Here is a 22,987-nt window from a genome sequence, read left to right on the forward strand (position 1 = left end):
GAAACAGGCCGGGCCGCGCATGTCGCGGCCCGCCTTGCTTTTGGCGCCCGTTTCGATCCGGGCCCCCTTTGCTTTCTGGACAGCGCGGGGCGGGCTCGCTAAACGGGGGGAAATCCCGAAAGGCCCGTGAGATGCCCAGCCTCAACGATATCCGTTCCACCTTCCTCAATTTCTTCGAGCGCAACGGCCACCGCGTCGTCGAAAGCTCGCCGCTCGTGCCGCGCAACGACCCGACGCTGATGTTCACGAACTCCGGCATGGTGCAGTTCAAGAACTGCTTCACCGGCGTCGAGAAACGCGACTATGTCCGCGCCACCACCGCGCAGAAATGCGTGCGCGCCGGCGGCAAGCACAACGACCTCGACAATGTCGGCTATACCGCGCGCCACCATACCTTCTTCGAGATGCTGGGGAATTTCAGCTTCGGCGATTACTTCAAGACCGGCGCGATCCCCTTCGCCTGGGAGCTCTTGACGAAGGATTTTGGCATTCCGAAGGAGAAGCTGCTCGTCACCGTCTATCACACCGACGACGAGGCGGCCGAGATCTGGAAGAAGGTCGCGGGCCTGCCCGACGAGCGCATCATCCGTATCCCGACGAAGGACAACTTCTGGCAGATGGGGCCGACCGGCCCCTGCGGCCCCTGCACCGAGATCTTCTTCGATCACGGCGATCACATCTGGGGCGGCCCGCCCGGCTCGAAGGATGAGGACGGCGACCGCTTCATCGAAATCTGGAACCTCGTCTTCATGCAGAACGAGCAGTTCGAGGACGGCTCGATGCGCACGCTCGACATGCAGTCGATCGACACCGGCATGGGGCTGGAACGGATCGGCGCGCTCCTGCAGGGCAAGCACGACAACTACGACACCGACCTCATGCGGTCGCTGATCGAGGCCTCGGCCCATGTCACTTCGCAAGACCCCGACGGCCCGGGCAAGGTGCATCACCGCGTGATCGCCGACCACCTGCGCTCGACCTCCTTCCTGATCGCCGATGGCGTGATGCCCTCGAACGACGGCCGCGGCTATGTGCTGCGCCGCATCCTGCGCCGCGCCGCGCGCCATGCCCATATGCTCGGCGCGAAGGATCCGGTGATGCACCGTCTGGTGCCCGCGCTCGTGCGGCAGATGGGTGAGGCCTATCCGGAGCTCGTGCGCGCCCAGGCGCTGATCGAGGAGACGCTGAAGCTCGAGGAAACGAAGTTCCGCGTGACGCTCGATCGCGGGTTGAAACTGCTCGACGAGGAGCTGGCCGCGCTGCCCGAGGGCGGCGAGCTGCCCGGCGCCGCGGCTTTCAAGCTTTACGACACCTATGGTTTCCCGCTCGATCTCACGCAGGATGCGCTGCGCGAGAAGGGGCTCAAGGTCGACACCGAGGGTTTCGACGCGGCGATGGCCGAGCAGAAGGCGAAGGCGCGCGCCGCCTGGGCCGGCTCGGGCGAGACCAAGGATGCGAAGATCTGGTTCGAGATCGCCGAGGACAAGGGCGTGACCGAATTCCTCGGCTATGACACCGAGAAGGCCGAGGGGCAGATCCTCGCGCTCGTGGTCGATGGCGCCGAGGTGGCCTCGGCCAAGGGCACGGTGCAGATCGTGGTGAACCAGACGCCGTTCTACGCGGAATCGGGCGGTCAGGTCGGCGATGCCGGCATCATCCGCACCGAGACCGGCGAGGCCCATGTGACCGACACGAAGAAGGTCGCGGGGGTTTTCGTCCACATCGCCGAGGTGACGATGGGCGAGATTTCGAAGGGGCAGGGCGCGCGGCTCGAGGTCGACCACAAGCGTCGCGCCGCGATCCGGGCAAACCACTCGGCGACGCACCTTCTGAACGAGGCGCTGCGCCGCACGCTGGGGGCCCATGTCGCGCAGAAGGGCTCACTCAACGCCGAGGACCGGCTGCGGTTTGATTTCAGCCATTCGAAGGCGCTGAGCGCCGAGGAGCTGGCGACGGTCGAGCACGAGGTCAACGCATTCATCCGCCAGAACGGCGCGGTGGAGACGCGGATCATGACGCCCGACGATGCGCGCGGCCTTGGCGCGCAGGCGCTTTTCGGCGAGAAATACGGCGACGAGGTGCGTGTCGTCTCGATGGGCGAACTGCTCGGTTCCGGCAAGGGGCCTGCGGGCAAGACCTATTCGCTCGAGCTTTGCGGCGGCACCCATGTCGGGCGGCTCGGCGAAATCGGCGCCTTCGTCGCGCTTGGCGACACGGCGTCGAGCGCCGGCGTGCGCCGGGTCGAGGCGCTGACCGGTCAGGCCGCGCTCGATCACCTCAAGGCGCAGGCGGCGCTTGCGGCCGAGGCCGCGGCGACGCTGAAGACCTCGACCGCGGATCTCGTCGAGCGCGTCCATGCGCTCGCCGAGGAGCGCAAGCATCTCGCGAACGAGGTGGCGCAGCTGCGCCGCGAGCTCGCGATGGGCGGCGGTGCGGCGGGTGGCCCCGAGGCCGAGGAGATCGGCGGGCTGAAATTCCTCGCCCAGGTCGTCAGCGGCGTTTCGGGCAAGGATCTGCCGGCGCTGGTCGACAGCCTGAAGGAAAAGATCGGCTCGGGCGCGGTGCTCGTCGTCGCCGATACCGGCGGCAAGGCGGCGGTGGCCGCGGGCGTGACCGCGGACAAGACCGATGTCGTCAGCGCGGTCGAGATGGTCAAGGCCGCGGCGGCGGCGCTTGGCGGCAAGGGCGGCGGCGGCCGGCCCGACATGGCGCAGGCGGGCGGGGCCGATCCGTCGAAGGCGCAGGAGGCGGTTTCCGCCGTGCGCGCCGTGATCGCAGGAGAGATCTGATGCCGGGGGCCTACTGGATTGCCAATGTGAAGGTGCTCGACGCCGAGGCCTATGGCAAATACGCCGCGCTTGCGGGGCCGGCGATCGCCAAGGCGGGGGGCAAGTTCCTCGCCCGTGGTGCGCGCTACGTCCAGCTCGAGGGCAATGAGCGCGCGCGCAATGTCGTCGCCTGGTTCCCGAGCGTCGAGGCCGCGGTCGCCTGCTACAACGGGCCCGACTATCAGGCGGCGCTGGCCCATGCGAAGGGCGCCTCCGAACGCGATCTGGTGATCGTCGAAGCGATCGAGTGACTTTGCGCGCCGTCACGCCCGTGTTACATTGCCGCAATGCAGCATGGGTGCGGACGGCGCGGATCGTCCGGGAGAGGCCGTGAATGTGCCGTTGGGCCGCCTATATCGGGCAACCGATCTTTCTCGAGGACATCGTCTCGAAACCGGGGCATTCGCTCATCCATCAGAGTCAATGCGCCACGCAATGCCACACCGCGATCAACGCGGACGGCTTCGGCATCGCCTGGTATGGCGAACGGCCCGAGCCCGGGCTTTACCGCGACGTCATGCCGGCCTGGTCGGACCCGAACCTCAAATCCTTGACCGCGCAGGTGAAATCGGGGCTGTTCCTGGCCCATGTGCGGGCCTCGACCGGCACCGCGACCTCGCGCAACAACTGCCATCCCTTCACCTCGGGCCGCTGGAGCTTCATGCACAACGGTCAGATCGGCGGTTATGACGAGTTCCGCCGCGCGGGCGAGATGCTGATCCCCGACAGCCTGTATTGTGAGCGCAAGGGCGCGACCGACAGCGAGGCGCTGTTCCTCGTCGCGCTTTCCGAAGGGCTCGACGCCGATCCGAAATGCGCGCTCGAACGGGCGACGGCGCGGCTCGAGGCGCTGGCGCGCGAGCGGGGCCACACGCCCTATATGCGCCTCACCGCGGCCTTTTCCGACGGCGTGCGGCTTTATGCGGTGCGCTATGCGTCGGACGACGCGGCGCCGACGCTTTATCATCGCTGGTCGGACAGCCGGCGCGGGCGCGCGGTGGTCTCCGAACCGCTGGAGGACAGCGAGGGCGACTGGGAGGAGATCCCGCCCGGATCCTTCTGCATCTTCGAGGGCAAGCGCGTCACGATCGAGCCCTTCGCGCCCGAGCTGCGCGCCGCTGCGGCCGCTTGACGCTTGGCAAGCGGCGCGCCCCGCGCTATGACAGCGCCATGAGAACCCGTGCCACCATCATTTGCATTATTTGCCGCTGACCTTCGTCACGCGGGCCGTTCTCTGTTGCCAAGTCAGACCGAATGAGCCAAGCCCGCGAGCGATGCCGCGAGGAGAGCCTGTCCGTGTCCGATACGCCTGCGCCCCAGATCCGCCTGCACAACACGAAGACCCGCCGCAAGGAGGTCTTCGCGCCGATCGACCCGCTGAACGTGCGGATGTATCTCTGTGGCCCGACCGTCTATGACCTCGCGCATCTGGGCAATGCCCGGCCGGTGGTGGTGTTCGACGTGCTCTTTCGTCTGCTGCGGCAGGTCTATGGCGCGGATCATGTGAAATATGTGCGCAATTTCACCGACGTCGACGACAAGATCAACGCGACGGCGCTTTCCCGCAAGGCGGCGGGGGCAGAGGGCACGCTCGAGGAGCTGATCCGGGCGCGCACCGAGGAGACGATCGGCTGGTATCACGCCGACATGGACGCGCTGGGGGCGCTGCGCCCGACGGTCGAGCCGCGGGCGACCGATTACATCGCGCAGATGATCGCGATGATCGAGGATCTGATCGCGGGCGGCCATGCCTATGCGAAGGACGGCCATGTCCTCTTTCGCGTGCGCAGCTATACCGAATATGGCGCGCTTTCGGGGCGCTCGGTCGACGACATGATCGCGGGGGCGCGGGTCGAGGTGGCACCCTTCAAAGAAGATCCGATGGATTTCGTGCTCTGGAAGCCGTCGGATGACGATCTGCCGGGCTGGGACAGCCCCTGGGGCCGCGGGCGGCCGGGCTGGCATATCGAATGTTCGGCGATGTCCTATGAGCTGCTGGGGGCGAGCTTCGACATTCATGCCGGCGGGATCGACCTGCAATTTCCGCACCACGAGAACGAGATCGCGCAAAGCTGCTGCGCCCATCCGGAGGGGCATTTCGCGAATTTCTGGTTGCATAACGAGATGTTGCAGGTCGAGGGCAAGAAGATGTCCAAGAGCCTGGGCAACTTCTTCACGGTGCGCGACCTGCTCGAGAAGGGCATCCCGGGCGAGGTGATCCGCTTCGTCTTCCTGCAGACGCATTACACGAAGCCGATGGACTGGACGGCGGAAAAGGCCGCGCAAGCGGAGGCGACGCTGCGCAAGTGGCATGCGCTCACCGCGGGTATCGAGCCCGCGCGGAGCGCGGCGCCCGAGGTGATCGCGGCGCTTTGCGATGACCTCAATACTGCGGGCGCGATTGCGGCGCTGCACCAGATCGAGGATCCGGCTGTGCTGAAGGCTTCGGCGGGGCTGATGGGATTGCTGGGTGACGAGATCGGCAAATGGGCAGTTTCGCCGGTTTTCGATCTTTCGGAATTTTCCGAAAAGCTGGCAGATCTGCGCACGGCGGCGATGGCCTCGAAGGATTTCTCGGCGGTCGATGCGCTGAAATCGGCGCTCACGGCGGCGGGCGTCGAGGTGCGGATGTCGAAGGCGGGGGTGGAGCTTTTGCCGGGGCCCGGGTTCGACGCGGCGAAGCTGCCGGATCTCGCGTGAGCGGTGTGGGGGGAGTGCGTATTTTGACCAGGAAGAAACGGGGGGTTCAGGCATGAGCAGGGAGCGGCTCTTCCTTTACGACACCACGCTGCGCGACGGGCAGCAGACGCAGGGCGTGCAGTTCTCGGTGGCCGAGAAGGTGACGATCGCCGAGGCGCTCGACGCGATCGGCATCGACTATATCGAGGGCGGCTGGCCGGGGGCGAACCCGACCGACAGCGATTTCTTCGAGGTGCGGCCGCATACGCGCGCGACTTTCACCGCCTTTGGCATGACCAAGCGCGCGGGGCGCTCGGCCGCCAATGACGAGGTGCTCGCCGGGGTGATGAATGCCAATACGCCGGCGGTTTGCCTTGTCGGCAAGACGCATGATTATCATGTGACCGCGGCGCTTGGCATCAGCCTCGAGGAGAACCTCGAGAACATCCGCGCCTCGGTCGCGCATATGGTGGCCGAGGGGCGCGAGGCGCTGTTCGATGCCGAGCATTTCTTCGACGGGTTCAAGGCGAATGCGCCCTATGCGCTCGACTGCGTGCTGGCGGCCTATCAGGCGGGGGCGCGCTGGGTGGTGCTTTGCGACACCAATGGCGGCACGCTGCCGGGCGAGGTGGCTGCGATCTGCCGCGCGGTGATCGAGGCGGGCGTGCCCGGCGATCACCTCGGCATTCATTGCCATGACGACACCGGCAATGCGGTCGGCGCCTCGCTTGCGGCGATCGAGGCCGGGGTGCGGCAGGTGCAGGGCACGCTGAACGGGCTGGGCGAGCGTTGCGGCAATGCGAACCTGACGACGCTGATCCCGACGCTCTTGCTCAAGGAGCCGTTCAAAAGCCGGTTCGAGACCGGCATCAGCGAAGACGCGCTGGCCGGCATGACGCGGCTTTCGCGCAAGCTCGACGACATCCTGAACCGTGTGCCGCTGCGCTCGGCGCCTTATGTCGGCGCCTCGGCCTTCGCGCATAAGGCGGGGCTGCATGCCTCGGCGATCCTCAAGGATCCGGCGACCTACGAGCATATCGATCCGGCGCTCGTCGGCAACAGCCGGCTGATCCCGATGTCGAACCAGGCGGGGCAGTCGAACCTGCGCGCGCGTCTTGCCGCGATGGGGATTTCGGTTGACCCGAAGGATCCGCGGCTGGCGCTGATCCTCGACGAGGTGAAGGCGCGCGAGGACCGCGGCTATGCCTATGACGGCGCGCAGGCCTCATTCGAGTTGGTCGCGCGCGAGGTGCTGGGGCTTGCGCCCGAGTTCTTCGAAGTGGAGCGCTACCGCGTCACCGTCGAGCGGCGGCGTAACCGCTTCGATCAGGTGATCTCGATCTCCGAGGCGGTGGTGGTGGTGAAGATCGCCGGCGAGAAGATGCTTTCGGTCTCGGAAAGCATGGATGCCGAGGGGCATGACCGCGGCCCGGTGAACGCGCTTTCGAACGCGCTGCGCAAGGATCTCGGCCCCTATCAGGCCTGCATCGACGACATGAAACTCGTCGATTTCCGGGTGCGGATCACCCAGGGCGGCACCGAGGCGGTGACCCGCGTCATCATCGACAGCGAGGACGGGCAGGGGAGCCGCTGGTCGACGGTGGGGGTCTCGCCGAACATAGTGGACGCCTCCTTCGAGGCGCTGCTCGATGCGATCCGCTGGAAACTGCTGCGCGACCGGGTGCAACCGGCATGAGCGGGGCGCTTTGCGCGGAGCGGGTGGCGGCGGGCGACCCGGATCGGTTCGCCGCGGTGATGGCGGTGCCGGCCGATCTGCGCGCGCCGCTCTGGGCGCTTTACGCCGCCAATCTGGAGATCGCGCGCGCGCCCTGGGCCTCGGGCGAGCCGATGGTGGCGGAGATGCGCCTGCAATGGTGGATCGACGCTTTCGCGGCGCTCGCCGAGGGGCGCGGGGCGCCGCCGCATGAGATCGGGCCGGCGCTGGCCGATCTGCCGGGCGCGGCGCTTGCCGGGCTGACCGAGGCGGCGGAGGCGCGGCGCGCCGATTGCTGGTCCGATCCGTTCGAGACCGAGGCGGCGCTCGAAGATTATCTCGCGGCGACCTCGGGCGCGGTCTACGCCGCGGCGGGGGCGGCGCTTGGCGCGGAAACCGAGGCGCTGCGCGCCTATGGCGCGGCGGCGGGGCTGGCGCATTGGCTCGAGGCATTGCCCGAATTGCGCGCGCGCGGTCGGCTCGATCTGGCCGGGGCCGATGCGGCGGCGCTCGGCGCGCTGGCGGCCCGGGGGCGGACGCGGCTTGTGCAGGCGCGCGAGGGTCTGTCGGGGCGCGCGGCCCGGCTTGCGGCGCTGCCCGGCTGGGCGGCCGAGGGCGTTCTGGCGCGCGCGGCGCAGGCGCCCGAGCGGATCGCCGCGGGGCAATTGCGCGGTTCGGAATTCGCGCGCCGCTTCGGCCTTTTGCGGGCGGCGTTTCTGGCCTGAAAACCGCGGATCGACCCGCACGGTTTAAGTGAATCTTCAATAGTTCCGGTCATGTTCTGCCGGTGGGGGCCTTTTGGGCTCCCGTCGAAGTTGCGCGATTTTGCCGAATCCGTTGCCGAGAGGAGCGCATGAAGGGCCTGACCAACCTGAGACTCGCGATCAAGCTGCCGCTGATGCTGGTCGCGATTTCGACCTTCGCTCTGGCGGTGATGGGGGTGTCATCCTACCGCGTCGGCCGTGCCATCATGCTGGAGGAGGGCACCGGGCGGCTCGAGCAGACGCTCGATGTGCGGCGCGAGGCGCTCTCGACCTGGGCGGAGGGGCTGGTGTCGGAGCTGCGCGCGAGCGCGGCAAACCCCGGCACGAATCGCGCGCTGCGGGATTTTTCCAATGCGTGGAAACAACTTGGCGATGATCCCGCGGGCTATTTGCGAGAGACTTTCATCGCGAAGAATCCCCATCCGGAAGGGGAACGCGCGAAGCTCGAATTTCCGGGGGATGTGAACGACTATTCGATCCTGCACCGGCGCAGCCATCGTGGCTTCGTCGCGCTGGCCGAGGCAAAGCAGATCGACGACATCTATCTCGTCGATGCCTCGGGGATGGTGCTTTATTCTCTGCGCAAGGGCGACGATTTCGCGACCTCGCTGGCGCAGGGTACCTATCGCGAGAGCGCGCTGGCGCAGGTCGTGACCGCGGCCCTTGCGGAGGGGGGCGATGCGACTGTCGCCTCCGATTTCACGCCCTATGCCGCGGTGAAGGACGGGCCGCGCGGCGTCTATCTCGCGATGCCGATGCGCACCCCCGAGGGGCGGCTGATCGGGGCGCTGGCCTTCTTCGCGCGCGCGTCGGCGGCGGATGCGGTGCTGGCGGAGGCGCGCTCGCTTGGCGACACCGGGATCGGCTATCTCGTCGATGCCTCGGGCACGCTGGAGACCGCGCCGCGGCGTGCGGTTCCGGTCGCGGTCGGCGAGACGGCAAAGCCCGCGGCGGTCGCGGCGGCGCTCTCTGGTCAGGCGGGGCAGGTGCAGCAGACCGGGCTCGACGGTGCGCAGGTGCAGGCGGTCTATGCGCCGCTCGATCTCTTCGGCAAGTCCTTCGCGATGGTGATCGAGCAGGACATGGCGGAGCTTTTCGCGCCGAGCCGGGCGCTCGCGCGCAAGCAGCTCTTCAACGCGGCCTGGTTGCTCGCCCTGCTCGCCCTGCTTTCGGGCGGCATGGCGCGTTCGGTCTCGCGTCCGATGGTCGGGCTGAGCCGGACGATCGGGGCGATCGCAAAGGGCGCGCATGATGTTCCCGTGGCGGGCACAGAACGCGGCGACGAGGTGGGGGACATCGCCCGCGCACTCGAGGCGCTGCGCAGCGAACTGGCTGCCGCGGAGGAAACGCAGCGCGCCGCCGCGATCCAGGGCGCGGCCTTCCGCAACGCTTCGGCGGGGCTGATGATGGTCGATGGCGATTTTACCATCACCTATGTCAATGCCGCGCTGATGGCGACGATCGAAGAGCGGATCGCGGACTTCCGCCGCCGCTGTCCGGAGATTTCGCCCCAGGCACTTGTCGGCCGCGTGCTCGATGACGTCCTTCCGCTCGACGCAACGCTTCGCGCTGCCCTGGCCGATCCGGCGCAACTGCCCTTGCATCGGGATCTTGCCCTGGGCGACGGCCGCTTCGACGTCGAGGTCAGCGACATCCGTGATGCCGACGACCTTCTGCTTGGCTATGTTGTGGAATGGCGCGATGTGAGCGCGCAGCAGATGACGCAGGCTCTGCTCGGGGCGATCGACGATCACCAGATCATTCTCGAATTCTCGCCCGAGGGGCGCGTGACGCGCGCGAATGCCAATGCCGCGGCCGCGCTTGGTCTCGATGGGCAAACTCTGCTCGGTATCGACGGGCGGAGTCTCGTGACCGGAGACGGGGAACTTGGCGATTTCTGGCAGCGTATCGGGGGGAGCGATCCGATCACCGGGCGGTTCCGCGTCGCGGCGCCGGATGGGCGCACTCTGATTGCCGAGGGCAGCATGACGCCTGTCAGCGACCACGAAGGGCAACTGCTCCGCCTTGTGCTGATTGCGACCGACGTGACGGCGGCGCAGGAGGAGCTTGCCCAGGCGCAGGAGCGGACCGCGGCGCTGCAGAGGGCGCAGCACAACGTGGTCGAGGCCTTGCGCGTGGGGCTTCGCAAACTTTCGGAAGGGGATCTCGAAACAAGGATCGAGATCTCTTTCCCCGCGGATTACGAGCAGTTGCGCGCGGATTTCAACGCGGCGATCGCCAATCTCGCGCAAGCGATCCAGGTCGTGGTCGAGGCCGCCGGAGAGATCGACGGCGAGGCGCATCACATCAGCGCGGCTTCGGAGGATCTGAGCCGGCGCGCGGAGCATCAGGCCGCGACGCTCGAACAGACCGCCGCCGCACTGACGCAACTCACCGCTTCGGTCGGTTCGGCCTCGGCGGGTGTGGCAGAGGCGGATCGTGTGGTCGCCGAGGCGCGGGGAAGTGCCGAAAGTTCCGGTCGGGTGGTTCAGCAGGCCGTTGCCGCGATGGGCGAGATCGAACAAAGCTCGCAACGCATTTCGCGTATCATCGGCGTGATCGACGATATCGCCTTCCAGACCAATCTTCTCGCGCTCAATGCCGGGGTCGAAGCGGCACGCGCTGGTGAAGCCGGTCGAGGGTTCGCGGTGGTTGCCTCCGAGGTGCGGGCGCTCGCTCTGCGGTCCTCGGACGCGGCGCGGGAAATCGATGCGCTGATTTCCGCCTCGTCGCAGCAGGTCCGGCGTGGTGTCGACCTGGTCGGCGAAACAGGTCATGCGCTCGAGGCGATTCTGGCCTCCGTCATCGATGTTGCGAACCGTGTTTCGGAGATCGCCTCTTCCGCCCGCGGGCAGAGCGCGGGGCTTGCGGAAATCAACGAGGCGGTGAGCGATCTCGATCGCTACACGCAGCAGAATGTCGCGATGTTCGAACAGTCCAGTGCCGCGAGCCGTTCGCTCACGCTCGGGGCCCAGACGCTTTCGCAGACGATGGCGCAGTTCCGTACGGGCGGGGGAGCGCCTCCCGCACGGCGCGCAGAAGCCATCAATGCCGCCCCATCGGTGCAGGAGTTGCCAAGATTCCACCATCGGAGGAGCGCGGCCCCGCCCCCGGTCGTCTCGGGTAATCTTGCCGAGCAGCCCCGGAGCGATGAGGGGGATTGGGAAGACTTTTGAACGTCATGACTTGTTTCAGGGATGAGGGGGCAGACATGAAGCCGAAGCGCGTGCTGATCGTCGATGATTCGCAGACGATCCGGCAGGTGATCCGCAGCAAGCTTGAGTCCGACCCGAGACTTCTCGTGGTCGGTGAAGCCGGTGATCCCTTCGAGGCGCGCGAGAAGATCAAGACGCTTTCGCCCGATGTCTTGACGCTCGACGTCGAGATGCCGCGCATGAACGGGCTCGAATTTCTCGAAAAAATCATGCGCTTGCGACCGATGCCCGTGGTCATGGTCTCGACCGAGACTTTCAAGGGGTCGGCCGCGGCGCTGGAGGCGCTGGCCTTGGGCGCGGTCGAATGTATCGGAAAGCCACGTCTGGACCGGGTCACCGACGCTTTCGATCATCTCGCGGATCTTCTCGTCGTTGCGGCGGATGCCCGGTTGCGCAGCCCCGGGCCGCGCGCGCGGATCTCTCCGGCGACCGGCTTTGACTGGAATGGGCGCGTCGTTCTGGTCGGGTCTTCGACTGGCGGTGTCGACGCCTTGGAAACCTTCCTGTCGGGCTATCCGGAAAACTGTCCTCCAACGCTGATCGCGCAGCATATGCCCGAGAGTTTCCTGGCGAGTTTTGCCCGGCGCCTCGAAAGCCGGATCGCACCGCGAATGGCTTTGGCGACACAGAACGCCCCGCTGGAAGCGGGCAGGGTCTATCTGGCACCTGGCGGGAACTTTCATCTTGGCGTGCGGCTTGGAGAGCCTCTGACCTGTGCGTTGATCGATAGTGAGAAGCGGAATGGGCATCGCCCCTCTGTCGACGTCCTCTTCGACTCCGCCGTTCCGGTCGCGGGGCGGGTGGTGGCCGTGATGTTGACCGGGATGGGGCGGGATGGGGCCGAAGCGATGGTCGGTCTGCGCCGCGCAGGCGCACATTGCCTTGCACAAGACGAGGCGACTTCCGTGGTCTTCGGCATGCCGCGTGCCGCGATCGAGTTTGGCGCGGTCGATCAGGCAACCCCGATCGGCGAAATGGCCCGAAGCGTGCTGGATCTCTGTTCCAAAACCGGAGGGGCGGTGGCCCGATCTGTCGGGGGGATGAAATGACGGGTAAGCACAGGCCGCGCCACATCGCTCAAGGCGAATTTGCCGTCGAAAAGGGAAACGATCTCTCGATTTCGACGATCCTCGGCTCATGCGTGGCGACATGCCTCTATGATCAGAGCACCGGGTTGGGCGGCATGAATCACTTTCTCCTTCCCGAAGGAACCGGTTCGGCGCTGCAATCCGCGAGCTTTGGGGTCAATGCGATGGAACTCCTGATCAACGGCCTGATCAAGGCTGGCGCGAACCGCACTCATCTGAAGGCGAAGGTCTTCGGTGGTGCGCGGCTGATTGCGGGACTTACCGATGTCGGGCAGAAGAACGCGGCCTTCGTTCTCGATTTCCTCACGCGTGAGGGGATCGAGTGTACAGGTCAGAGCCTCGGCGGAACGCAGGCGCGCCGGATCGAGTTCTGGCCCGGATCCGGGCGTGCCCGCCAACGGCTCCTCGGGGAGGCTCAGGTTTTCGAGTCGCTCGCTGTTCCGAAACCCGGAAATGGTGTGGAACTCTTCTGACGTCGCTCTCGACAGGCGCGGCATCCGGGCCTGTGCGGCGGATGATGTCAGTGATGCATTGTCGGTGGCGACAGGCGATCATCCATCTTCAGAACCACTGGATGTCACCTGTTTCCGCAAGGGGCGCGGCTTCTCGAATCCGGTCCGGATCGAGATTGTTGATCAACTCATGCAGACGCAGCCGGGAGAGGATCGGAACGGCATGCAGCTTCACATCGGTTGGCATTTCTCCCGATACCGCCGCCATGAGCCGCCCGAGATCCTCGAGCGCCTGGGTGATGCGGTCGATGCCCTGCAAGCCGCGGATTGCTTCGGGCTCGGTATGATCCGAAAAATGACACATCGAAATCGCGCGCTGCACGTCCGAGGAAAGCCCAGCAAGCGTGTCGAGTTCATCGGCAATGCGCGCGGCGAGTGCGTCGAGCGGCAGGTCGCGCCGCTCGAAATCCCGGAGGTCAGTTTCGGAAAGGGGATTTGTCATAGCCGTCCGACCACCGCTTCGATACAATTGCGCAGATCCTGCGGTGTGAAAGGCTTCTTGAGGAAGTTGTTCATCCCGAGCTTCTTGCCGGTCTCGATGATCTCGCGATCGGCGCGGCCGGTGATCAGGATGAACCCGACGCCTTTCGTGCGCGCGTTGCTGCGTAGGGCGTGCAGCAGTTGCAAGCCATCCATCCCGGGCATGTTGTAATCCGAGATCACCAGGTGAACCGGGGTCTTCTCGAGGATCTGCAGGGCGCCAGGGCCGTCGGTTGCGTAGCCGATCTGTCGGATGCCCATGGCGTCGAGGGCCTGGGTGATCAGGCCGCGGCTTGTGGACATGTCGTCCACGACCATGATTCTCAACTGATCTCTCAGTGCCACTGTGCCTCTCCTGACTTCGAGCCCGTTTCCTTCAGGCGGTAGGTGGTGATGCCGGCCGTGGTCAGCGCGCTTTGCGCGCCGAGCGGCACCCGTTCGGAATGACCGACGAAGAGCCAGCCGCCCGGGTTGAGGGCGGCCTCGAAACGTTGCCAGAGGCGAAGCTGAGCGGCGGGATCGAAATAGATCACGACATTACGGCAGAAAATGACGTCGAAGCGGCCCTTCATCGGCCAGCTGTCATGGAGGTTGAGCTCGCGAAACGTAACCAGCGTACGAAGCTCGGGTGCGATGCGCCAGCCCCGTTCCTCCGCTTGCAGGAAGCGGCGCAGCGGCTGCGGGATCGTGTCGATCGTCGCCGGGTCATAGACGGCGTCGCGGCCCCGCGCGATCATATGTGGGTCGATGTCGGTTGCGAGCAGCCGGATGTCCAGCGAGGCGAGGTCGGATGCCAGATCGGCCAGAACCATTGCGATGGAAAAGACCTCCTGCCCGTTCGAGCTTCCTGCCGACCAGATCCGCACCTTGGCGCCGGCGCGGGCGCGGGCGATGAGCGGCGGAAGGGCCTCTTTGCGCAGGGTCTCGAAATGGTGGTTCTCACGGAAGAAATGCGTGACATTCGTGGTCAGCGCCGAGATCATTGCGCGGCGCTCGTCGAGGCCTGCTTCGGAGGTGACCAGGGCGATGTAGCTGGCGTAATCGTTCAACCCCAGCGCGCGCAGCCGTTTCGCCAGGCGTGACTGGACCATCGAGCCCTTGCCCGGCGCGATCACGATACCGGCGTGTTCGTGCAGCACGCGGGCGATCGAGGCGAGCTCGCTCTCGTTTGGGGCCGATGGGCCGTTGAACTGGGAAGATTGTACGGTCATGCGGCCTCGGCGGCGTCGTCGGGGAGGACGGCGGTCAGGTCGAGGACGCGGATCATCCGCCCCTCGACGATGGTGAGAGCTTCGATGAAACTATGCGCCGCATCTGCGGCGAGTTCAGGCGGCGGTTGCAGCTCACTCCGGGGGAGAGCGAGGATGTCCGACACCGCATTGACGAGGAGGCCGGCGGTCTGGTTGCCGACCTGGACGACGATGATCACGTTGCGGGCGTCGCCCTGCACCGGCTCCATGCCGAGGCGGACGGAAAGGTCGACGACCGGCAGCACCGTGCCGCGCAGATTGATCACGCCGCGCACATGGGCGGGGGCGTGGGGCAGCGGCGTCGCGCGGGTCCAGCCGCGGATCTCGCGGACGGACATGATGTCGACGCTGTATTCCTCTTCGGCGAGGCGGAAGGAAAGCAGTTCGAGTTCGGAGGCATGGGTCTGTTGCGTGGTCATGGCGTCATCCTGCAAGGGCGAGTTGGGGCGCGCGGGTGCGGCCGGAAGCGTTCTGGACGAGGTCTGCGGGATCGAGGATCAGGGCGATCTGGCCATCGCCGAGGATCGTGGCGGCGGCGACGCCGGGAATGTGGCCGTAGCTGCGTTGCAGCCCCTTGATCACGACCTGGCGCTGCTCGAGGATCGCGTCGACGATCAGGGCGGACCGGTTGCCGTTTTCCTGCGCGGTGAGCAGCACGATGCCGCCGGCATAGGAGGTTTGCGGCGGGCGATAGCCGAGTTCCGCGCCCAGATCGTAGAGCGGCACGAAGGCGCCGCGCACATGCACGACATTGGTCTGCGGGCCGAGGGTGCGGATGTCCTCGTCGGTGAGGGTCGCCGTTTCGAGGATGGAAGAGAGCGGCACGACGAGGGTCTCGCCCGCGACATTCACCACCATCCCGTCGAGCACCGCGAGGGTGAGCGGCAGCGAGATCGAGAAGCGGGTGCCCTTGCCGGGTTCGGAATGGATCGCGATGCGGCCGCCGAGCCCCTGGATCGCCTGTCGCACGACATCCATGCCGACGCCGCGGCCGGAGAGGGCCGAAACCTGGTCTGCGGTGGAAAAACCGGGCAGGAACAGGAGGTTGTCGATTTCGGTGTCGCTGAGCGTGGCGTCGGCGGCGATCAACCCCTTGCGCACCGCGATCTCGCGCACCTTCGGGCGGTTGATCCCGGCGCCGTCGTCGCTTACCTCGATCACCACGCGACCGGAGCGGTGCTGCGCCGAAAGGGTGATCACACCCTCGGCGGATTTGCCCGCCGCGACGCGCTTTTCAGGGGTTTCGAGCCCGTGGTCGACCGCGTTGCGGATCATGTGGGTCAGCGGATCGGCGAGACGTTCGATCACCGTCTTGTCGACCTCGGTCGCCTCGCCCTCGGTGCGCAGCCGCACCTCCTTGCCGACCGCGCCGGAGGCCTCGCGCACGATCCGGGCCATGCGCTGGAACAGCGGTTTCACCGGCTGGGCGCGGATCATCATCACGCTGTCCTGAATGTCCCGCGTGAGCATCATGAAGGCTTCGAGCCCGGTCATCACCGCCGAATTCGGGGGCAGGCCGGCCTCCGCGACGCTTTGCGCGAGCATCGCCTGATTGATCACGAGTTCGCCCACGAGGTTCACCAGCCGGTCGATGCGCTCAAGATCGACGCGCACGGTGGTGCTGTGCTCGGCCGAGGCATCGCGCGCCGAGGCGGCGGAGCCTGCGGCGGCCTGCGTGGAACCTGTGTCGGAAGCAGTGGGCGTTTCGGTCATCGGAGAGGTTTCCGCGGGAGGTTCGAGACCCGATCCGGGCGGGGGATCGGAGGGCGGTTCGGGTTCGGTCAGGCCACTCTCGTCGAGCGGCGGCAGATCGGGCAGGGAAAAGTCGAAGGCGGGCGCGGGATCGGAATCGGTCGTTTCGATCGTCAGGGCGCAGACATCCTCGACGAAATCGAACACCTCGCGGATCTCGAAATCGGTGATGTCGCCGCTGATCTCGACCTGCCATTCGAGATAGGATTCCTCGGGGTTCAGATCCTCGAGGGGAGGCAGATCGTCGAGCCGGCAGCTCACCTGCGTCTCGCCCAGCGCGGCGAGCGCGCGCAGCAGGTGCAGGGGTTCGTTGCCGGAGGCGTAGAGCGCCGCCGTCGGGCGGAAGGTGACGCGCCAGCGCGGCGATTCGCCCTCGGCCTGCTCGGGTTCGAAGTCGAAGCTCAGACCCATCGGCTGGAAATCGGTGACCTCCTCCTCGGGCGCGGGGCCGGCACCGCCACCGATCAGCGCCTCGAGATCGGTCAGGCATTCCTCCGCCCCCTCGGGCGGGGCGCCGGCATCGCGCGCCGCACGCACATGGTCATGCAGCAGGTCGGCGGCATGGAAGAAGAGCTTCATCGCATCGGGCGTGACCGTGAGCCGGCCCGAGCGCAGCTCGTCGAGCACCGTCTCGTAGCGATGGGCGAAGCCCACCAGCGCATCGAGGCCGAAGGCGCCGGCGCCGCCCTTGATCGAATGGACCGCGCGGAAGACGACGTTGATCGTCTCGTTGTCCTGATTGCCCTCGTCCATGTCGGAGAGCGCATCCTGAAGGCTTTCGAGCAGTTCCTCGCATTCGACGAAGAAACTCGCCCGGATTTCCGCCATCGGGTCCGTTGCCATCGGTGCCTCCCTCAGCCCGCAACCATCTGCAGCGCCTTGACCAGCTTCGGCGGGTCGAAGGGTTTAACGATCCAGCCGGTCGCTCCCGCCGCGCGGGCGCGCGCTTTCAGCTCGGGCGCCGATTCCGTGGTCAGCACCAGGATCGGCGTCGCGCGATGCTTGTCCTGATTGCGCACCGCCTCGATGAAGCCGAAGCCGTCGAGGCGCGGCATGTTGATGTCGGAGATGATCGCGTCGGGTTCGATCCCCTCGAGCACCTCGAGCCCATGGACGCCGTCCTCGGCCAGATGCAGGGTGATTCCCGCCTCGCTCAGCGCGAGTTTCAGCATGTCTCGGATCGTGCGGCTGTCATCGACCGCAAGGACTGTCAGGCTCATGCGGCCTCCTCGGATTGCAGGGTGGCGAGGTCGACGCCGAAAATCGTGAGCGCCTCGTCGAATGCCTCGGAACGGGGGGAAATGGTGAGCCGGTGGCCACTGGCGCGCCAGCTTTGCGCCACGCTCGCCAGGATCTGCAGGCCCAGCCCGCCAAGCAGGGTCACGCCACTCGCGTCGAGGGCGAGATCGCCGCCGCTTTCGGCGCGAATCGCTTGTGCCAGCGTCTCGGCCTGCGCGAGATCGAGTTTCGCGGGAAGGGGGAGAACGCTCATCGCATCCCCCTGAAATCGAAGGTCCGGAAAAGGCTCACGTGTTCCCCTTTCATTCCAGAATGAAAAAGGCTTACCGCGCGCAGGTTAAGATTGGCTTGACGCCGGAGGGGTTCGTCGCCGGTTCATGCGGCCCCGGGGGCGCGGCCTCGGCCGGGCGTCAGCTGCGCGCGAGATGCGCGGCCAGATAGGCGGCGCAGCCGGCGAGCGCGGCGTAATCGTCCTCGATCACGAAGACCGGGAAGGCGCGCAGGAAGTCGGAGAACCGCCCCTTCGCGTGCATCGCCCGGTCGAAGCCGAATTCGGCGAACCAGGGCACGAAGCCGCGCGCCGCGCCGCCGATCAGATAGATGCCGCCGAAGGGCAGGTGGACGAGCGCGAGATCGCCGGTCACCCGGCCCAGCATCTCGACGAAGAGCTGCCCGGCCGCGCGCGCGACCCCGTCGCCCGCGCCGATCGCGGCGATGATCTCGTGGCCCGGGGTGATCGCCTCCTCATGGCCGGCGAGATAGGCGTAGACGCGCTCGATGCCGCGGCCGGAGACGACATGCTCGACCGAGGCGAAGGCATGTTTCTCCTCGAGATAGGCCTTCAGGCGGAAGTCGCTCTCGGTGATGCAGGGGAGCGTGATATGGCCGGCCTCGCCCGGGGGGACGATGCGCCCGCCCGGCCCCTCATGCACCGGGGCGGCGTTGAACCCGGTGCCGACCCCGATCACCAGGCGGCTCGCGCCAGGGCGGGCGGGGGCGCCCGGCAGGATCTCGCGCACCATCTCGGGGGCGAGATGGCCGAGCGCGTAGCCCTGCGCCTGCAGGTCGTTGAGCAGCGCCACTGCTGGGGTGCCGGTGACCTGCGCGACGGCGTGATCCTCGATCACCCAGGAAAGGTTCGTCATTTCCGCCACGCCGTCGCGCACCGGGCCGGCGGCGGCGATGCAGGCGCCGGCGAGGCCCGTGACGCCAGATTCGGCGATGAATTCGGCGAGGATCGGTTCGAGCGCGGGGCGCCCCGCATTGGCATAGCGCCGGATCGTCTCGTGCAGCAGCTGCCCGTCGCGGGCGAGCGCCACGCGGGTATTGGTGCCGCCGATATCGGCGATGAGCGTGAGCGGGGCGGTCTTGGTCATTCTCAGGCTCCGAGGGCGCGTGCCCAGGCGTGGTAGGAGGCCTTCGGTCTGCGCGTCAGGCTTTCGAAATCGACATGGACGAGGCCGAAGCGCTTCTCGTAGCCGAGCGACCATTCGTAATTATCAAGAAGCGACCAAGAGATATAGCCCCGAAGCGGCACCCCCTCGGCAATCGCGCGCAGGCAGGCGTCGAGATGCTCGGCGTAATAGGCGATGCGCCCGGCATCAAGGCAGCTCTCGCCGTCAAGCGTATCGGGCGCGGCCATGCCGTTCTCGGTGATGATGAGGGGCAGGGCGCCGGTGTATTCGCGCGCGATCCGGGTGAGGAAGGCGTGCAGCCCCTCGGGGAAGATCTCCCAGCCCATCGCCGTCTTCGGAAGCGGGCCCTCGAGTTCGGCCAGTGCGGGCCAGGGGCCGGGGGCGGGGGCGATGCGCTTGCAGGTGTAGTAGTTGATCCCGAACCAGTCGAGCGGCGCGCCGATCGTGGCGAAATCGTCCTGCCAGTTCAAGGGCATGTGCGGGCCGAGCCCGTCGAGCACCTCCTCCGGGTAGCGGCCGTGGAAGATCCCTTCGGTGAAGAAGCGGTTGTAGATCGCGTCGTAGCGGCGCGCGGCGGTGGCGGCCTCGGGGCTGGGATCGGCGGGATGGGCATATTCGAAATTGCACACCGCGCCGAGATTGCCCATGCCGTGGCTGCGCATCACCGCGATCGCGCGGCCATGGGCAAGCAGGATGTGGTGCATCGCATGGGCCGTCGCGCGGATGTCGCGCAGCCCGGGGGCGTGCTGGCCCGCGAAATGGCCAAGCCAGCCGACGCACCAGGGCTCGTTGATCGGGGCTGCGGAAAACACCCGGTCGCCAAGGCGGCGCGCGATCACCTCGGTGAAATCGGCGAACCAGTTCGCGATCTCGCGGTTGCGCCAGCCGCCGAGATCGGAAAGCGCCGCGGGCAGCTCCCAGTGGTAGAGCGTGAGCGCCGGCTTGATCCCGCGCGCGAGCATCCCGTCGACGAGCCGGTCGTAGAAATCGAGGCCCTCCATGTTCACCGCGCCGCGCCCCTCGGGCATCACCCGCGCCCAGGAGGTCGAGAAGCGGTAGAGATCGAACCCCGCCGCCGCGATCAGATCGAGATCTTCCTCCCAGCGGTGATAATGGTCGCAGGCGGTGGCGCCATCCTCGGCGCGCACCACATTGCCCGGGGTCGCGGCGAAGCTGTCCCAATGGGTCGGGCCGGCGCCGCCGAAACGATGGCCCTCGATCTGGTAGGAGGAGGTGGCGGCGCCGAAGAGGAACCCCTCGGGAAAGGCGCCGCGCGCCGGCAGATCGGTCATTTCCGCACCCCGTTATGCGCATGCCGCGCAAGAACGCCATCGTGGAAGGCGCGCTCGGGCACCGGCCCGGTGGAGGGGCCGACGACCAGAACCGCCTCGAGCAGGTCGGTCTGTGGCGCCCGGCCCGGGCCCGCCTCGATCTGCGCAATCAGCATTCGCGCGCAGCGGCGCCCGGCCTCGCGCACGGAGGAGCGGGTGGCGGTGAAGATCGGCTCCTCGGCGCCGTTCTTCAGATAACCGAGCTCGTCGTCATGGGTGACGATCGAGGCGTCGCGCCCCATCTTCATGCCGCGTTCCCAAAGCGCGCGGCGCACGCCCATCGCGCTGAGGAAGGAGGCCGTGAGGAAGGCGGTCGGCGGCGCGGCGCTGTCGAGCATGCGGCTCGCGGCGTCATGGCCCTGCGCCTCGGTCATCTCGCCCGCGACCATCAGCGCGGGATCGCAGGGGATCTCGCGCGCGGCGAGGGCGCGTTCGAACCCGCGGCGGCGGCGCAGCGCGAAATCCATCGTCTCGATCCCGTTGATCAGCGCGATCCGGCGATGGCCGAGATCGGTCAGGAAGCGGGTCGCGCGTTCGAAGGCGTGGGTGTTGTTCACGTCGACCCAGGAATAGGGCATGCGCAGCCCCGAGGCGCGGCCATGCACGACGAAGGGGATGCCGAGCTCGCTCAGCAGCGCGATGCGCGGATCGCCCGCCCTCGGCGCATGCACGATCACCCCGTCGACATTCCCGCGCGAGCGCAATTCGCGATAGATCCGCTCCTCGTCGTCGTCGGGCACGATCGAGAGCACCATGTCATAGCCCGCCTGGGCGTAGACCTCCCCCGCGCCGGCGATGAAATCGGCGAAGACCGGGTTGACGATCTCATGCCCGCTCGCGCGCAGCGGGATCACATGGCCGATCGCCATCGCCCGGCCTGTGGCGAGGCGCTTGGCCTGGGTGTTGGGGCGATAATTGTGCCGTCGCGCCGCTTCCGCGACGCGCGCGCGGGTCGCCTCGGAGACCTCGGGATAGCCGTTGAGCGCACGGCTGACCGTGGTGGGAGACAGGCCCAGTGTCTTTGCAAGATCCTTGAGGTTCATGATGCTCCGCCTTTCCGGATAGTCAAAGCGGTTTGGATTAGAGCAAAATACGACCGCAACGCGGGCACGTCAATCGGCTCTCGCAAGATCTCCAACATGCTGCCATGCAGCATTAAATCATCAGTTTACAATGCAGATGCGGCATTTGCGACGATTGACTTTCACGAGGGCTTGAGGGAGTTTTCGGTATCCAAAGCGCTTTGACTTCGAGTCGCCGATCCGGCTCGTCGCGCCGGATGTCTCAGGGGCGTAAGCCCGGTCTCGGGAGGACCACATGACCAGAAGCCTTTATCTCAGCGTCGCCGTTCTGGCCTTCGCGGCCTCGTCCGCCTTCGCGCAGGATCTGAAATTCGCGCCGGGCGCCGACAGCCGCTTCGACTGGGCGAGCTACGATGCGCTCAAGTCGATGGATCTGAAGGGCAAGAAGCTCACCGTGCTCGGCCCCTGGCTCGGCGCGGACCGTGACCTCTTCGAAAGCGTGCTCGACTATTTCCGCGCCGCGACCGGGGCCGATGTGCAATATTCCGGCTCCGACAGTTTCGAGCAGCAGATCGTGATCGACGCCGAGGGCGGCTCCCCGCCCGATATCGCGGTCTTTCCGCAGCCGGGCCTTGCCGCCGATCTCGCGAAGAAGGGGCGGCTCATCCCGCTCGCCGATGGTGTCGAGGGCTGGATCAAGGACAATTACGCCGCGGGCGACAGCTGGGCGGCCTATGGCAATTACCTCGGGCCGGATGGCGCGCATCACCAATATGCCTTCCCGTTCAAGGCCGATCTGAAATCGCTCGTCTGGTATGTGCCGGAGAATTTCGAGGATGCGGGCTATGAGGTGCCGCAGACGATGGAGGAGCTCAAGGCGCTGACCGAGCAGATCGTGAAGGATGGCGGCACGCCCTGGTGCATCGGGCTCGGCTCGGGCGGGGCCACCGGCTGGCCCGCGACCGACTGGGTCGAGGATTTCATGCTGCGCGACAACACGCCCGAGGATTACGACGCCTGGGTCGCGAACACCCTCAAATTCGACGATCCGAAGGTGCTCGAGGCGATCGACGATTTCGGCTGGTTCGCGAAGAACGACACCTTCGTCGCGGGCGGCGTCGGCGCGGTCGCCACCACCGATTTCCGCGACAGCCCGAAGGGGCTCTTCACCTCGCCGCCGCAATGCTACATGCACCGCATGGCGAGCTTCATCCCGAGCTTCTTCCCCGAGGGGACGGTGATCGGGCAGGATGCCGATTTCTTCTACTTCCCCGCCTATGCGAGCAAGGATCTCGGCAAGCCGGTGCTCGGCGCGGGCACGATGTTCGCCAAGCTCAGCGACAATCCGGTGGGCGACGCCTTCATCTCCTTCCTCGAAAGCCCGATCGCGCATGAGGTCTGGATGGCGCAGAGCGGCTTCGTCACCCCCTACAAGGCGGTGAACCCCGCGGCCTATGCCAATGACACCCAGCGCAAGATGGGGGAGATCATGCTCAACGCGACGACCTTCCGCTTTGACGGGTCGGATCTGATGCCGGGCGCGATCGGCGCAGGCGCCTTCTGGACCGGCATGATCGACTATGTCGGCGGCAAGTCCTCGGCCCAGGTCGCGAAGGCGATCCAGGCCACCTGGGACACGCTGAAGTAACGCGCGTCCGCCCGCGGGGGAGACCTCGCGGGCGGACCACGTCCGGGGAG

Annotated in this window: 19 protein-coding genes and 1 pseudogene; 10 read left to right on the forward strand and 10 right to left on the reverse strand. The window is 66.7% G+C overall.

All coding sequences use genetic code 11. From position 1 onward, the window contains the following. The first annotated feature begins 131 nt into the window (after positions 1-131). The 9 genes from alaS to AB7U46_RS07530 all read left to right on the forward strand — a co-directional run bounded on the left by alaS (position 132) and on the right by AB7U46_RS07530 (position 12,761). Complete coding sequence (gene alaS / locus AB7U46_RS07490; RefSeq protein WP_428336328.1) at positions 132-2,789, forward strand: alanine--tRNA ligase; 2,658 nt, start codon at positions 132-134, stop codon at positions 2,787-2,789. Continuing rightward, positions 2,789-3,079, forward strand: a complete 291-nt coding sequence (locus AB7U46_RS07495) for a DUF1330 domain-containing protein (protein ID WP_428336329.1) — start codon at positions 2,789-2,791, stop codon at positions 3,077-3,079. The genes alaS and AB7U46_RS07495 overlap by 1 nt, the downstream gene beginning before the upstream one ends. An 83-nt stretch (positions 3,080-3,162) precedes the next feature. Further along, positions 3,163-3,960: a class II glutamine amidotransferase gene (locus tag AB7U46_RS07500; protein ID WP_428336330.1), complete on the forward strand. Its 798-nt coding sequence runs from the start codon at positions 3,163-3,165 to the stop codon at positions 3,958-3,960. 164 nt (positions 3,961-4,124) lie between these two features. Then, positions 4,125-5,528 carry a cysteine--tRNA ligase gene (gene cysS, locus AB7U46_RS07505; RefSeq protein WP_428336331.1) on the forward strand — a complete coding sequence of 468 codons (1,404 nt, stop codon included), beginning with the start codon at positions 4,125-4,127 and terminating at the stop codon, positions 5,526-5,528. Positions 5,529-5,580: 52 nt separating this feature from the next. Continuing rightward, entirely contained in the window at positions 5,581-7,203 is a 1,623-nt protein-coding gene (cimA, locus tag AB7U46_RS07510; protein WP_428336332.1) for a citramalate synthase, read from the forward strand. Next, a complete protein-coding gene (locus tag AB7U46_RS07515; RefSeq protein WP_428336333.1) occupies positions 7,200-7,946 on the forward strand; it encodes a squalene/phytoene synthase family protein in 747 nt (248 codons plus the stop codon). The genes cimA and AB7U46_RS07515 overlap by 4 nt, the downstream gene beginning before the upstream one ends. Positions 7,947-8,074: 128 nt before the next feature. After that, a complete protein-coding gene (locus AB7U46_RS07520; RefSeq protein ID WP_428336334.1) occupies positions 8,075-11,161 on the forward strand; it encodes a methyl-accepting chemotaxis protein in 3,087 nt (1,028 codons plus the stop codon). 35 nt (positions 11,162-11,196) lie between these two features. Next, on the forward strand, positions 11,197-12,249 hold the full coding sequence (locus AB7U46_RS07525) for a protein-glutamate methylesterase/protein-glutamine glutaminase (RefSeq protein WP_428336335.1): 1,053 nt from the start codon (positions 11,197-11,199) through the stop codon (positions 12,247-12,249). Continuing rightward, entirely contained in the window at positions 12,246-12,761 is a 516-nt protein-coding gene (locus tag AB7U46_RS07530) for a chemotaxis protein CheD (protein ID WP_428336336.1), read from the forward strand. Before AB7U46_RS07525 ends, AB7U46_RS07530 begins: the two co-directional genes overlap by 4 nt. A gap of 88 nt (positions 12,762-12,849) precedes the next feature. On the opposite strand, the gene AB7U46_RS07535 is transcribed toward AB7U46_RS07530, so the two are convergent. From AB7U46_RS07535 to AB7U46_RS07580, 10 genes and pseudogenes are all read right to left on the reverse strand, one after another. Then, positions 12,850-13,242, reverse strand: a complete 393-nt coding sequence (locus AB7U46_RS07535) for a hypothetical protein (protein ID WP_428336337.1) — start codon at positions 13,240-13,242, stop codon at positions 12,850-12,852. Next, on the reverse strand, positions 13,239-13,625 hold the full coding sequence (locus AB7U46_RS07540; protein WP_428336338.1) for a response regulator: 387 nt from the start codon (positions 13,623-13,625) through the stop codon (positions 13,239-13,241). The genes AB7U46_RS07535 and AB7U46_RS07540 overlap by 4 nt, the downstream gene beginning before the upstream one ends. Continuing rightward, positions 13,616-14,491 carry a CheR family methyltransferase gene (locus tag AB7U46_RS07545; RefSeq protein ID WP_428336339.1) on the reverse strand — a complete coding sequence of 292 codons (876 nt, stop codon included), beginning with the start codon at positions 14,489-14,491 and terminating at the stop codon, positions 13,616-13,618. The genes AB7U46_RS07540 and AB7U46_RS07545 overlap by 10 nt, the downstream gene beginning before the upstream one ends. Further along, on the reverse strand, positions 14,488-14,949 hold the full coding sequence (locus tag AB7U46_RS07550) for a chemotaxis protein CheW (protein WP_428336340.1): 462 nt from the start codon (positions 14,947-14,949) through the stop codon (positions 14,488-14,490). Before AB7U46_RS07550 ends, AB7U46_RS07545 begins: the two co-directional genes overlap by 4 nt. A gap of 4 nt (positions 14,950-14,953) precedes the next feature. Then, positions 14,954-17,125, reverse strand: coding sequence for a chemotaxis protein CheA (locus tag AB7U46_RS07555; RefSeq protein WP_428336341.1), 2,172 nt, complete (start codon positions 17,123-17,125; stop codon positions 14,954-14,956). Between the two features lie 11 nt (positions 17,126-17,136). Then, positions 17,137-17,502: a response regulator gene (locus AB7U46_RS07560; RefSeq protein ID WP_428336342.1), complete on the reverse strand. Its 366-nt coding sequence runs from the start codon at positions 17,500-17,502 to the stop codon at positions 17,137-17,139. After that, a pseudogene (locus AB7U46_RS07565) lies at positions 17,499-17,783 on the reverse strand (STAS domain-containing protein); the annotation flags it as partial. The pseudogene AB7U46_RS07565 and the gene AB7U46_RS07560, both read right to left, overlap by 4 nt. Before the next feature lie 148 nt (positions 17,784-17,931). Continuing rightward, positions 17,932-18,897: an ROK family protein gene (locus tag AB7U46_RS07570; RefSeq protein ID WP_428336343.1), complete on the reverse strand. Its 966-nt coding sequence runs from the start codon at positions 18,895-18,897 to the stop codon at positions 17,932-17,934. Between the two features lie 2 nt (positions 18,898-18,899). Then, positions 18,900-20,228 (reverse strand): GH1 family beta-glucosidase, encoded by a 1,329-nt coding sequence (locus tag AB7U46_RS07575; protein WP_428336344.1) that lies wholly within the window; start codon positions 20,226-20,228, stop codon positions 18,900-18,902. Beyond that, positions 20,225-21,310 carry a substrate-binding domain-containing protein gene (locus AB7U46_RS07580; RefSeq protein WP_428336345.1) on the reverse strand — a complete coding sequence of 362 codons (1,086 nt, stop codon included), beginning with the start codon at positions 21,308-21,310 and terminating at the stop codon, positions 20,225-20,227. The genes AB7U46_RS07575 and AB7U46_RS07580 overlap by 4 nt, the downstream gene beginning before the upstream one ends. A 274-nt stretch (positions 21,311-21,584) precedes the next feature. Here AB7U46_RS07580 and AB7U46_RS07585 point away from each other — a divergent pair, with 274 nt between their 5' ends. Continuing rightward, positions 21,585-22,937, forward strand: a complete 1,353-nt coding sequence (locus AB7U46_RS07585) for an ABC transporter substrate-binding protein (protein ID WP_428336346.1) — start codon at positions 21,585-21,587, stop codon at positions 22,935-22,937. Positions 22,938-22,987 lie beyond the last annotated feature (50 nt).

It is taken from the genome of Paenirhodobacter sp. (assembly GCF_050177655.1).
Taxonomy (GTDB): Bacteria; Pseudomonadota; Alphaproteobacteria; order Rhodobacterales; family Rhodobacteraceae; genus Rhodobacter.